Origin of the sequence: Enterococcus sp. DIV1726a, from assembly GCF_051710985.1 — a bacterium.
Taxonomy (GTDB): domain Bacteria; phylum Bacillota; class Bacilli; order Lactobacillales; family Enterococcaceae; genus Enterococcus_B; species Enterococcus_B hirae.
Genome location: NZ_JBIOLS010000001.1, coordinates 958,544 through 971,641, shown reverse-complemented (window position 1 = coordinate 971,641; position 13,098 = coordinate 958,544). Strand labels below are relative to the sequence as shown.

The window sequence follows — 13,098 nt, the reverse complement described above, 5'->3', positions numbered from 1 at the left end:
TTCTGATAATTATCTATCGTTAGACATGCCCCTCTCATTTGTGCTTTCACCTCTGTTTATTGACGTGCCGTGTGTTCTTTCTGATACCATTGGTGAATTAATAGGGTGATTTCCTGCTTTTTCCATTATTTGTTGCATGCTAACTTGCGTTCTTTGATTGCCCTTCACTGATTGATCATTTTGCGTGATAAAATCAAATGAGCTCATAGTACTTTTTGTTTGGGTTGGAATGTTTTTCTGCAATTCTTGTAATTCTTTCGGAAGTATCTTTGGTATACCCGCATAATCGACAAGCTGCTTAGTCATCTCTAGATTACGGTTTTTATTGTGAAACGCAACAATTGCCTTAGCTGTTTCAGTCGGTCTTACTTCCTGATTTAAAATGACAGAAGGACTCCAATCAAACGGCTGACTTGATTGCTCTATGATTGGTGTTGAGATTGGCCTTTCAACATTTCCAACTACTTCATTAGCCACTTTATTAACTACTTTTTTGCCAGTCAATTCGCTACGAAAGGACGGAAGTGGGTATAGGTCATGGTATCTTTCTACTATCTTCTCCATTTTATTTTGTATTAAAATATTTGGATGTATTGGTAAAGGGTTAGGTTGCTTATTAGTGTATTGTGCGCTCAAGTACTGAATCATTTTTGCACAATATAATGGATCCAGTTTCCCTAGCATGAAAATTTGCTTTGCTAATTTTTTTCCTGGACTTTGATATGTTTCCTCAATTTGATGCGCTAAATTGGCAAAATAGGTAGACACCATTGGAATCGTCTGAGCATAATTTTTTAAAGGATAAGAAGGCAGCATATTTTGGCAACAAACGAGTAAATCTTTAAGGCCCGGTTCGTTTTCTACAAGTTCTAAAATCCGTTTATTCGTTAATGACACGTCACCTTTATCCTCATATTCCTTTTGAATCAACGTATCTAAATATGGAATATACTCATGTACCTTCTTTTCAAACTGAACGAGCAATGTATTTAGTTTATTATTATAATTTAAGTTGGAATCTGACAGAACCTCCGCAATTTGTTCTTTTTCTGAATTTAGTCCTTTATCAAGATTTTTGAATATTCTTCTTAGTATTTGATCTCTACTTACCTCTTTAAACGTTACACCCATTGCTCTAAATTCACTTTTTAATTGACGATTGATTTCAATCGCTGTTTTATCATAGGACACAATAGCTTCTCTTAGTTTTAGATCTTGATAATCACACTTATTGTTCGTTAATATTTTTACAACAACTGGCTGAAGTAAATTGGCTGGTGCAATCTCATCTAGTTGTTCTTTAATTTTTTGGAGTTTAATAATCCTACGATCATTGTCAACGTGAAATTTAGCATCACCCCAAATTGAGTTAAATGTATCAGAATCATGAAACTTAACTTTAATTATAAATCCTTCCAATTCTTCAACTTTTAAAGAAGTCTTGATCTCTTTTTTTTCTAAATCGTTTAGATGCGCGATGGAGCGGTCGATTGCTTGATCTTTTAAACGTTGTTCCCAATGTGGAAATCTCACTTGGACTTTGACCAAAGAATCGATTAGTTGTTCCTTGTTTAATCGCCTAAGTTCAAGAGGATCTAAAAGATTAGCATTGACTTGATGCAGCCCGCTTCTCACTTGTAACTCTTCAATGACTGGAAGACTCATTGTTTTCCCAAATACTCGTTTAAGTTGGTTATAGACTGCAGATGCTTTTAAATCTTTCCCACCTTCTTTGATTATTTCTTGTAGTTTGACTTGTTTAGTAAACTCTAAATGTTCTTTTTGATTTAAATGTAACGATGCCTGTTCTTTTATCCATTGTTGGGTATAGGGTGATACGTTGTTATATATATCTGTAAAGAAATCAATTGTTGCTGCTTTGTTTTCTTTTTTTATTTTTAAGAATTCCAATGTACGTTCTGGGCCTATTTCTTCAGACAAGTGGATAAGTCTTTGTTGTTCTGAAATGAGTTCTGATAATTTCAGATTTTCGTCTACAGTTAAATCTTTTTTCAAATCGTATATCAAACTTTTTTTGATATCCATTGGTATCACTTGTTCTTCTATACAGGCTAAGTAATATGCTCTAATTTCATGTGATGATTGCATTTTTTGATCAAGAAACACCCGAATTTTATTTTCGCTAAACTTAATATTCGCTAGCTTTAATCCTTTTTCTCTCAATGCATCTTGCATCTGACTTTTCACTGCAAATTCAGCATGATCAGCAGGACTTAAATATATTTTTGCTTGTGCTTTGATGTATTCTTGGTTAGTCGTTGAATAGGATTTTTCATAAATATCTGTGAAAAAACCAAGCCTTCCTTCTTGTTTTCCTTGCTGTATTTCTTCAAGCTGAAATACAGTTTTTAAGTCTAGTTCTTTTGACAATTGGATAAGGCTTCTTTTTTGAGGAACTAAGGCTTGCACTTCATTTCTTTCTTCATTTGTTAAGTTTTTCTCAAAATATTGTTGTAAACTCTTTTTCCAACTATTCATTCGGCTAAGTGGTTCGTATTTCATTTCTAGATAAGCTAACTCATAAGCTCTAATTTCGTTAGGAGATAAATTTTTGCGACTAAGAAATGGATTAAGAAAATCTGTTTCTTCCCATTCCTGTAAATTTTTTTTACTCTCTCCTTCTCGTATCACGTGACCTATTTCAAATCTCACATAGTTTTCTTCACTTAAATGTTTTTTAGCTTGCTCTTTGATGAATTGGCGACAAGTTACCGAAAAAGCTTTTTGATCTATCTCTTTGAACAATTGAGATAGGACTACTTGGTCTCTTTCCTTGATATTGTCAAGCTTAGTTGCAAGTTCTGGACCTACTTCTTTTCCTAATTGTAAATATAATCTTTTTTCTGAAATTAGATCCTTCACTTCTATAATATTTTCTGGTGTTAAACCGTTCAAAAAAGTGTTTTTTAACTTTTCTTTGCTATTTCGGTTTATTTGTTGCTCTTCTAAATAAGCTAACCCATAAGCTCTAATTTCGTTAGGAGATAAATTTACATTTCTAATAAATGGATCAAGAAATTCTGTTTTAGCCTCTCTCTGTAACGCTTTTTTTCTCTCTACAGCTCGTACCATTCGAATTACTTTATATCGAACATAGTTTTCTTCACTCATAGTTTTCTTCACCTAACCTTTTTTTAGCTTGCTCTTTGATGAATTGGCGACAAGTCACTGAAAAAACCTTTTGATTCATCTCATTGAACAATTTCAGTCGTTCTACTTGATTATCTTGATTGCTTCTTTCATATCTGACTGCAAGTTCTAGCCCTACTTCCTTCCCTAATTGTAGACATAATCTTTTTTCAGAAACTAGATTCTCCACTACTTTAATCTCTTCTGGTGTTAAATCTTTCAAAAAAGGTTTTCTCCAAAGTTTTTTGATATTGCTTTCCAGTTGTCGCTCTTCTAAATAGGCTAAACAATAAGCTTTCACTGCATAAGGAGATAAATCTTTCCGTTTAAGCATAGATTTAAGTACAGGTAAAGAAGTGGATTCTTGTTTTATTATATGATTTTGTTGTTCACTATTATGTACTATAAATTCAAATTCCAAATAGCCTACTTCGCTTAAACATTTCTTCGCTTCTCTAGAAATTTCTGTTCTATTCAATGCACCATACTTTTTATAAATAGCTGTAAAAAAATCTACTGTTGCTTTTTGCTTTCCTCGCTGTATTTCTTCAAGGGCTAATAAATCATGCGGTTCTATCTCTTCTATCATCTGAATATTTTGTTTTTTCAAAAGCTTGACTTCTTCAAGTTTCTTTTTTTCTTTTTTTAATAAATTTTTCTCCAAAGTTTTTTTTATTTTATTTTTGGTTTTCGGTAATAAGTTACTTTCATCGATATAAATTTCATAAATCGCTATTTTTTCCAGATGAGACATGTCAGGCAAACGGAGTAAATTGGGAAGTATCTTATCATAAAAAAACAGAAGCGACAGATTGTGCTTCTTCTACAGGCACCTTTATTTTCTTGTTCAAACCATTGATTGTTTGAGATAGTTCATAATATGTATCATCCAAACCATTATTTTTTTGCATGCGTGGAATCGCATGGTTTTTGATAAATGAATCCCATTTTTCTTCAAGAACGGGTTGATTACCGGAGTTTTTTATTTCAGTAAATATTTTTGTTTTTAGTTTCTCTGACTCTATCCCTCGATCCAGAACCATAACTGCTCTCACTAAATCATTAAACCGAGTAGGGCTAGTCTCACCTTTATTTACCAACAGTTTGATCAACAAATCATTGACCTGTGCTTCCAGTCTTTTAGTTGATTCTGCTTTTTTTTCATTAGAAATCTTATGATAAAAACTGTAGATATCGATTGTTTTCTTTCGTGATTGCTGATCTAATGACTGAACATCTTTAAACTGATCTTCAAACGCTCGGTCCGCTTCATTAGTTATTTTGTTTAACAGCTTATGAAAAGTAACGTAAGTTTTCGCCATTCCCCCTAAAGATCTGTACTTTAACAATTCATTTTTATGAAGAGTATTTATCCACTCACTGACTATTGCTTGTTCGTTCACAGTTAAACGCGGCATAACATATCTTTTATAGTTAACTTGGTGTTGTTCCCAATTCCTTGGAGCAAATGCCGGCTTATTCATGAATAAAAGATTATATAAATAAATACTATCTGACATCAAATTCGGGTTATTCTTTAAATTGATCGATTCATAGCCATTTTTTCCATAGTCCACTCGATCTGCTTTAAAATATACATTAAATAAACCTTCGTTTTTTTCCATTCGATCTCCTTTTATTTATCGACAGTTTTTGTAAATTGCAACAAATTTTAATCACTCGTATCCATGTTCTTACTAGTTTGGATAACTGTGTCGGTTCACACTGCTTTTTAGTATTGTATCTACCATTTTTTATGTAATAAACTAATGAAATTGAGACAAAAAGTTTTTATTCTCAAGAAATGAGCCGATAAGCCGAAATTTCTGAAGATTGGTAAAAATAATAAAATCGTTTATTGCGATTATGACCTTTGTACTTCACAACTTTTTGTCCCAGTTTCATTCGTTTTTATTCTAAAAACTATTTACAAAAATTTTTAGGCTTCAAACCCATTTTTCAAGGCTACGGTTTTAAACCAATGGCCCGACTTTTTAATCGTCCGTTTACCGTCTTTGTTTAGATCGACAGCAATCAGTCCATAACGGTTTTTATAAGCGTTCGTCCAAGACCAGTTATCCATGCAAGTCCACATGTGGTAACCCACACAATTCGTTCCTTCTTGGATTGCCTGATGCACATATTTCAGATGGTCTGTGACAAAAGTGATCCGATAATCATCTTCAATCACGCCTTCCGAGTTAACGAAACGTTCTTCCCCTTCTACACCCATACCATTTTCAGAGATATAACATTTGATATTGCCATAGTTCTCTCTCGTATTCGTCAAGATATCATAGATCCCTTTTTCATAAATTTCCCAACCACGATAGATATTCATTTTTTTATTAGGCATATCATAATAATCAAAATAATCTTCTGGCATTGGTCCATTCTGATGATCAATCGGTGTTTCTTTTGCCTTGATTCTCCGAGGTTGATAATAATTGATTCCTAATAGATCAATCGTATTTTCTTTGATAATCGTTAAGTCATCGGGCCCCATCTCTGGCATTATCGCTAATTCTTTCACAATAGCAATCAACTCTGATGGAAACTCTCCTTTTACTGCAGGATCAAGAAAAGAACGATTGAAAAAAGCATCAGCGATTCTAGCAGCCTTGACATCCTCAGGGTTTGTTTCGTCTCGCGGGTAGCTAGGAGTTAAATTCAAAATGATTCCAATTTCTCCTTTTTGTCCCATCTTATGATAGGCTTCAATTGCTTTGGCACTTGCCAAATTTTCGTGGAAACCAACTTGAATAGCCTCTTTTAGATTGATATGGTTAGGATAATGGAACTGATAGAGATAACCGCCTTCTACTGGAACAATCGGTTCATTATGGGTAAACCATTTCTTTACTAAATCCCCAAATAACTCAAAACAGGTTTTTGCATAGGCCACATAGGCGTCAACCGTATCACGAGACAACCAGCCACCTGTTTGTTGTAATTCTAAAGGCATATCAAAATGATATAAATTGACAAATGGTTCAATTCCCTGCTCCAGTAATTCTGTAAAATATGAGCGGTAAAATGATACAGCCTGTTGATTCACTTCTCCTTTTCCTTTAGGGAATAGACGACTCCATTGAATGGATGTTCGGAAAGTATTATGACCTGTCTCTTTCATCAATTGAACGTCTTCTCGATATTTCGTGTAAACTTGAGAGGTTTTCTCAGGACCAACTTGATTGAAAAATTTTTCTGGCTCTAGATCATACCAATAGTCCCAAATGTTTTCTCCTTTCCCATCTCCTTTGATTCTGCCTTCTGTTTGTGGTCCACTTGCGGCGGTTCCCCACCAAAAATTCTTTGGAAAATCATAGTGTTTCATTTCATAATCCCTCAATTCTTTTAGTAATTACCGTAATCATAAACAATCACTGAAAATAAATCAATACTTTTGATAAAAATGACTAGACATTTAAACAGACAGACGTTATACTACGTTTGTAATCGATTGCAAAATAAATTTGAGGTGAAAAAAATGAATGGTTTTATGGATAAACTTTCTCAAAAAATTATGCCCTTAGCCAATCTTTTAGGGCAAAACCGTTACTTAACTGTGTTACGGGATGCATTTATGTTGTCATTTCCGCTAACAATGTTTGGATCAATTGTGGTCGTTGTGAATAATCTACCGTTCTTCAGTGATGGTACCAAAGGCACGTTAAGCACCCTTTTTGGCAATGGTCAAAATGCGACGATGAGTATCATGTCCGTTTTTGTTACATTTGGTATCGGCTATTATTTATCAAAATCATATGATGTAGAAGGTATTTTTGGTGGCGCTGTTTCATTCGCAAGCTTTTTGATTCTCACACCTTTTGTGATGACAACAGCTGGTGGTGAAGAAGTTTCGGGTGTCCTATCACTTGATCGTCTAGGTGCTAAAGGAATGTTCATTGGAATGATTGCTGCCTTTTTAGCTGCGGAAATCTACTGTCGAATCACCAAACGTGGTTGGCAAATTAAAATGCCTGATGGCGTACCACCTGCAGTAACGAAATCTTTTGCTGCTTTGATTCCAGCTGTAGTCACATTGACTGTTTTCTTGATCATCAACGCTGTCATGACTGGCGTATTTAATGCGAACCTTCATGACTTAGTCTATGAAGTTATCCAAAAACCTCTAACTGGTTTAGGTAGTAGTTTACCTGCCACGTTGATTGCCTTATTCTTTGTTCAATTTTTGTGGTTCTTTGGTCTTCACGGTCAAATTATTGTTAATTCTGTTATGGACCCTATCTGGAATACATTGATGCTTGATAATTTAGAAGCTTATCAGCATGGGAAAGAACTACCACATATCATCACAAAACCATTTATGGAAACCTTTACCGTTGGTATCGGTGGCTCTGGAATGACGTTAGCAGTAGTATTATTGATGGCTTTTGTCTTGAAGAAAAAACAATACCGTGATGTTGGTCGTTTAGCGCTAGCACCTGGAATCTTCAATGTCAATGAACCTGCAATTTTTGGTCTACCAATCGTATTGAACGCAACCATTTTGATTCCTTGGGTCGTTGCTCCTTTGGTCGTGACAACGTTCAACTACTTGATGATGGCAGCTGGCATCGTTCCTCCGCCTACAGGTGTTTCAGTTCCGTGGACTGTGCCGATCATTGCTAGTGGTGTTTTAGCTACCAATTCATGGCTAGGCGGTCTCTTACAAGTAGTCGATTTTGTGATCGTCGCTTTTATTTGGTACCCATTCTTAAAAGTATTAGATAAACAACCTGATTTAGACGTTGTGTAAAGCCTTATCTACTCACCTGTGAAGCAAATCATCTTCTTTCTAATAGAGATTAAGCAAATTTTATAATCTAGCATGAACAGTCAAAACATGGAATGATGTGAATTGATTTGTTCATGCTTGTTTCATTGAAATGAGTGATTCAACAACTAAACTTCGTTATTTCTTTCTTGTCGAACGAAATAACTTTCGTTATACTCAATACGAGGTGAATAACGTGCCAAAATATGAAGAAATCGCAAATGTTTTAAGGGAAAGAATCCGTTCAAAAGAATATCCACCAAACAGCTTTTTGCCTAATCAGATCACTTTAGTCGAAGAATTTGGCGCAAGTCGAATGACCATCAAAAAAGCCATCAATATTCTGGCTATGGAAGGATTAGTTTATTCGCAAAGAGGGGCTGGAACCAAAATTTTAGATCATCCTTTTATCGAGAAAGATACCTCCCCTGCCAATGAGTATGAGGGACTCAGTCATCAAATGAAGCGTCGTCATCGTTCACTGACGAGTCAAATCATTCAATTTGATGTCGAGTTTCCGAACCCATTTATTCAAGAAAAATTAATGATTGGTGCCGAACAACCTGTTTATAATATTCACCGTTTACGAATTTTAGACAACGAACCTTATATTTTGGAACATACATTTATGCCTGTACATTTAGTTCCAGGGCTAAAAAAAGAACATCTGCTTTCTTCTATCTATGATTACTTGCACCAAGATCTAAATCTTCATTTTGCAGGCGCCTATCGAGCAATTTCAGCAGATAAAAGTACGCACTTTGATCAGGAATACTTGAATTGTTCGGAAATAGATCCTGTTTTGGATGTGCAACAAGTCGTTTATCTAAAAGATGGTCAGCCCATCGAATATTCATCTAGTAGAAATCGGTTTGATGTCCGCAACTATTCCTTACTTGATGTCCGTTCAAACTAAAAAAATCCGTTTCAAAAATGGGAAACTATTGTGAAACGGATTTTTTGGTGTTTACAAAAGAGCAGAGTCAAACAGAATAATTGCCAGAAACGTTCCCACTCACTATACTGTAACTAACACAATACTTACTTTTTGTAAGTTTAAAGGAGGAACTCCCATGGATACTCAAATCAAAGGCATCCACCATGTTACCGCTATGACTTCAAGTCCCACTAAAATTTATCGTTTTTTTACGGATATTTTAGGAATGCGCTTAGTAAAAAAAACGATCAACCAAGATGATATCGAAACGTATCACCTTTATTTTACAGATGAATACGGCTCCCCTGGAACTGACATGACTTTTTTCGCTTTTCCTAATCAACCTCAAGGAAGTAAAGGAACGGATACGATTTCTAGAGTGTCCTTTCGAGTACCAACTGATGAAGCATTGACTTATTGGTTCAAACGCTTTGAAGAAAAGAATGTTCTTCACTCTGCGATCAAGGAACGTTTTTCAAAAAAATATCTGGAGTTTGAAGACTTTGACCATCAATTCTATCAATTGATTTCTGATGAAAACAATACAGGTGTTGCTGGTGGTACTCCTTGGAAGAACAGCAATATTCCATCAGAATATGCAATTACAGGCTTGGGACCAGTTTTTGTCCGAGTGAGTCAAATGGAACCATTACAGTTACTATTAGAACAGACTTTAGAGTTTAAACTTACTGATCAAACAGGAGCTTTTTCGCTCTTTGAAGTCGGTCAAGGCGGTAATGGAGCAAGCATCATTGTTGAACAGCGAGCAGATTTACCAAAAGCAATCGAAGGATTCGGCAATATCCATCACCTTGCCTTGCGTGTCGCTGATGAAGAAGCCTTACGTCACTGGATCCATGTGATCAATCAGATAAACGTACCAAGTTCAGGGTTTGTGGATCGCTTCTACTTCCAATCAGAATACTTCTTAGCTGCCACCCACGTTCTCTTTGAATTAGCAACAGATGGACCTGGTTTTTTTGGCGATGAATCAGCAGATACAGCTGGCGAAAAACTATCACTCCCACCACAACTCGAAAGTAAAAGAGAAGAAATCGAAGCGTACATTCGTCCCTTCGATACTCAGGATGCCAACCAACAACGAGAATGATCTTCTTTCTATCCAGACAGTCGTTTTCAAGAAACATAACTTTCAAGAAAAAGAGGTCAAATCATGGAATATTTTTTTCAAGCGGGAAAACAAACAAGTAGAAATTTACTCCTTCTTCATGGTACAGGTGGCGATGAATATTCTTTACTTGAAACCGCCCAGTTTCTTGAACCGGATGCTACGATTCTTTCTTTTCGTGGTTCAATCAAAGAAGACGGAATGAATCGCTTCTTTCGACGGAATGGGTTGAATCAATTCGATTACCAGAGTTTAGCAGAAGAAACGGCGCTTCTATACCATGAAATCTCAGCAGTTAGCCAAAAAGAAAACATCTCGTTACATGACTGGGTGATCGTAGGCTATTCCAATGGAGCGAATATCGCTGCTCACTTGCTATTATCAAGAAATACTGAGCTGCGAAAAGGAATCCTTTTTCATCCAATGTCTTTAAACGTCAATTATCCAGCAAAAGTAATGACTGATACTCAGATCTGGCTTTCTTACAGCAAGACCGATCCAATCGTCTCCTCTATAGCGATTACGAATCTGATCAAAGATTTTGAAATGCAAAAAGCTCACCTCACATTCCAAGAAACGTTTACTGGTCATCAATTAACAAAGGCTGAATTAATTGCCGCAAAAAGTTGGCTTTCTTCGCTTTCGGTTAACTAATATTGGACGAAGGTTGTGATGCATCGGATTATTTTTTCAAAGTCTCTTTTTCAAAGACTCTATAATGAGGTACGCTCCAAAAGTTGTACGTGAAAACGACAATTTTTAGGGCGTATTTTTTTGTTTCGACCTTTACGCACGAAACAGAAAAATGAATGTAAGTGCTAGATCCAACTATCCATTTTTCTCAAATCATCTCTTTTAATTTTCATTTTGGAAAATCCTTCTTGGTTCCCCCTCATTTTAAACGCATCATATTAAAGATAAATAGAAACATTCCTCATTTGAAAAAACTGTAGAATATGGATTTCTATTATAAAAATTAGAAAAAAATGAGTTTTTGATTAGCTAGATTTCCGAAAAATTGCTATAGTTTAATTAATCAGAGTTGCAATCATTTTAGCGTTCGCCAATTTTTTGTCGAGTTAATATGGTTCACTCATTAGGGAGGGGGCACGATGCTTCACAAAAAAAGAAAACAGATTCAACAAGTAATCTTTCTGTTATTGACACTTCTGTCAGTGCTTGCACAAACAAATGTTGTTCAAGCAGTTTCGTTAAATTTATTTGGTACGACTACCGTAACTAATAACAGTCAAACCAGTCCAAATGCGCCTTTTTTAAATCGAGTAAATGTCCCTGTCACTTTTCTCATTGAAGGAAAAAATGGCATCAGCGCTGGGGTTATCACAACTGGCGATAAATATGCCATTTTAGAAGCACCGACTGAAATGGTCGGGTATATCCAACCTAATGGGAATGCGACTGTTCAAACTACTGTTACTGTGCCACTTAGTCAGTCCCCTTTACAATTGATTTTGCCGACCATAACCTCTGTGATTTCGTTGATCGTCAACTCACCTTTAGTTTCCACACAAAATAAAACAGCGGTTAATCAGGCATTGTCAGAATTACGTTCGGAAACTTTTGGTGCCCAGAATCTTACTCTAGCTATCGTCCCACGCTCAAGCACTCAATATGGCGTAGCGATTAGTCAAGGGCTATTACCCATCCTGACAACGACATTAAAAAATCGGATTCAAAATTTATTAACGATCGTCCAAGCTTTACCGCTGATTGGGACTGTTTTAGGAACATTATTGTCCCCCTTTGTCACAGCTTTGTCTCAATTTATTACGAGTTTAAATTCACCAACTTCTGATAATAGTAAAAATTTGGTTGCTGCTTCGATTTTAGGTAATACGAGTGTTTCGCTACCATTTCTTTTATCTTCGCCCAAATTGATCCAAGATCTAACAGCTAATTTTAAGGGCGGTTTTATTCAAACAGATCAGTCGACGATTCAGTTAGGAACTACTACTGGTACAACACCTGTTTATTTTTCAGCCGGAGCACTCACTTGGCAGACCACAAGCTTGCCGACTCACTTGAACTTTGGTCAGCACTTGATCCAGACCCAACAGGATGAGCACTTAGTAGCCACCAATAACAATCAAGTAACTACCGGATCGATTTCGATTACTGATACACGGACAGTTGTAAAAAATTGGCAAATAAAAGTCCAACAACTTAGTCCTTGGCAAAACGGAACCAATCAATTAACGTCCCAATTACAAATCTCAACAGCAGATTTAACAACTACCTTTCCTATCACTGGGATCACAAGTACTGCTAATCAAATGGTCCCTCTATCTATAGGCACGCAACAAACATTACTCAAATTAAATGGTGTAACTGATCCTGGTCAAGTCCAATTAGCAATCAATCAGTTCTCATTAGCGGTTCCCAAAGAAAGTCTGAAAACAAAGGGAACCTACCAAACAATGGTGGAATGGCTCTTATCGGATACACCGTAATTTATTTAGGAGGAAGAAGAAATGAAAAAGAAAACGTTATCTTTTTTTGTCTTGGGGATCAGCTTGTTTTCAAGTTCTCTCGTTTTTGCTGATTCACAAACCCAAGGAGAAGTGGCCTATGTGGAAGGCGCACTTGAATTTGACTATGCTGGCGGTATACCAACTAATTTAGACTTTGGGGATCATCCCCTGCAAACTGCAGCTGCTGAAAACTGGATTGCTACTGCTACAGGTGAACAAACCGGCTCTACACCTACTACTGGAACCGTAGCTGTTCGAGACAACCGAGGAAATCCTGCAGCTACATGGACAGTCAAGTTATCTCAAACTGACCAGTTCAAAACAGCGGATGATGTTGAGCTATCAGGTGCACAGCTCAATTTATCTTTTGGCGCACTTACAAATAACTTAGGGTTAGCCCCTACCAGTGCCTATGAAAACGATGAATTAGCGATCCAAGTATTCAATCAAGATGCTACGATTTTAGATGCAACCGCAGGTCAAAACTCGGGCGATACTGCACTAGCGATTAATCAATTCAGCTTATCTGTTCCAGCGAATACAAATAAAGTAGCCGAACAATATACTACTACATTAAATTGGACTTTCTCATCCAGTCCAACCAACTAAG

Annotated in this window: 10 protein-coding genes; 6 read left to right on the top strand and 4 right to left on the bottom strand. The window is 36.2% G+C overall.

The window, feature by feature from the left end; translation table 11 throughout:
- Positions 1–9: 9 nt before the first annotated feature.
- The 4 genes from IGJ27_RS04480 to IGJ27_RS04465 all read right to left on the bottom strand — a co-directional run bounded on the left by IGJ27_RS04480 (position 10) and on the right by IGJ27_RS04465 (position 6,487).
- The gene (locus tag IGJ27_RS04480; protein WP_178306068.1) at positions 10–3,132 is read right to left on the bottom strand and encodes a hypothetical protein; all 3,123 of its coding nucleotides are present in this window, start codon (positions 3,130–3,132) and stop codon (positions 10–12) included.
- On the bottom strand, positions 3,125–3,904 hold the full coding sequence (locus IGJ27_RS04475) for a hypothetical protein (RefSeq protein WP_053766463.1): 780 nt from the start codon (positions 3,902–3,904) through the stop codon (positions 3,125–3,127). The genes IGJ27_RS04480 and IGJ27_RS04475 overlap by 8 nt, the downstream gene beginning before the upstream one ends.
- A 34-nt stretch (positions 3,905–3,938) precedes the next feature.
- On the bottom strand, positions 3,939–4,775 hold the full coding sequence (locus IGJ27_RS04470) for a hypothetical protein (protein ID WP_256733992.1): 837 nt from the start codon (positions 4,773–4,775) through the stop codon (positions 3,939–3,941).
- Between the two features lie 314 nt (positions 4,776–5,089).
- Positions 5,090–6,487 carry a glycoside hydrolase family 1 protein gene (locus tag IGJ27_RS04465; RefSeq protein ID WP_178306069.1) on the bottom strand — a complete coding sequence of 466 codons (1,398 nt, stop codon included), beginning with the start codon at positions 6,485–6,487 and terminating at the stop codon, positions 5,090–5,092.
- A gap of 153 nt (positions 6,488–6,640) precedes the next feature.
- Here IGJ27_RS04465 and celB point away from each other — a divergent pair, with 153 nt between their 5' ends.
- From celB to IGJ27_RS04435, 6 genes are all read left to right on the top strand, one after another.
- The gene (gene celB / locus IGJ27_RS04460) at positions 6,641–7,912 is read left to right on the top strand and encodes a PTS cellobiose transporter subunit IIC (protein ID WP_010719614.1); all 1,272 of its coding nucleotides are present in this window, start codon (positions 6,641–6,643) and stop codon (positions 7,910–7,912) included.
- 214 nt (positions 7,913–8,126) lie between these two features.
- On the top strand, positions 8,127–8,846 hold the full coding sequence (locus IGJ27_RS04455; RefSeq protein WP_010719615.1) for a GntR family transcriptional regulator: 720 nt from the start codon (positions 8,127–8,129) through the stop codon (positions 8,844–8,846).
- Positions 8,847–9,003: 157 nt separating this feature from the next.
- On the top strand, positions 9,004–9,978 hold the full coding sequence (locus tag IGJ27_RS04450; RefSeq protein ID WP_034867486.1) for a VOC family protein: 975 nt from the start codon (positions 9,004–9,006) through the stop codon (positions 9,976–9,978).
- Positions 9,979–10,041: 63 nt separating this feature from the next.
- Positions 10,042–10,650 (top strand): alpha/beta hydrolase, encoded by a 609-nt coding sequence (locus IGJ27_RS04445; protein WP_088745320.1) that lies wholly within the window; start codon positions 10,042–10,044, stop codon positions 10,648–10,650.
- Positions 10,651–11,108: 458 nt separating this feature from the next.
- On the top strand, positions 11,109–12,467 hold the full coding sequence (locus tag IGJ27_RS04440; protein WP_178306070.1) for an adhesive domain-containing protein: 1,359 nt from the start codon (positions 11,109–11,111) through the stop codon (positions 12,465–12,467).
- A 21-nt stretch (positions 12,468–12,488) separates the two neighbouring features.
- Positions 12,489–13,097 carry a WxL domain-containing protein gene (locus IGJ27_RS04435; RefSeq protein WP_010719619.1) on the top strand — a complete coding sequence of 203 codons (609 nt, stop codon included), beginning with the start codon at positions 12,489–12,491 and terminating at the stop codon, positions 13,095–13,097.
- The last annotated feature ends 1 nt before the right edge of the window (position 13,098 follow it).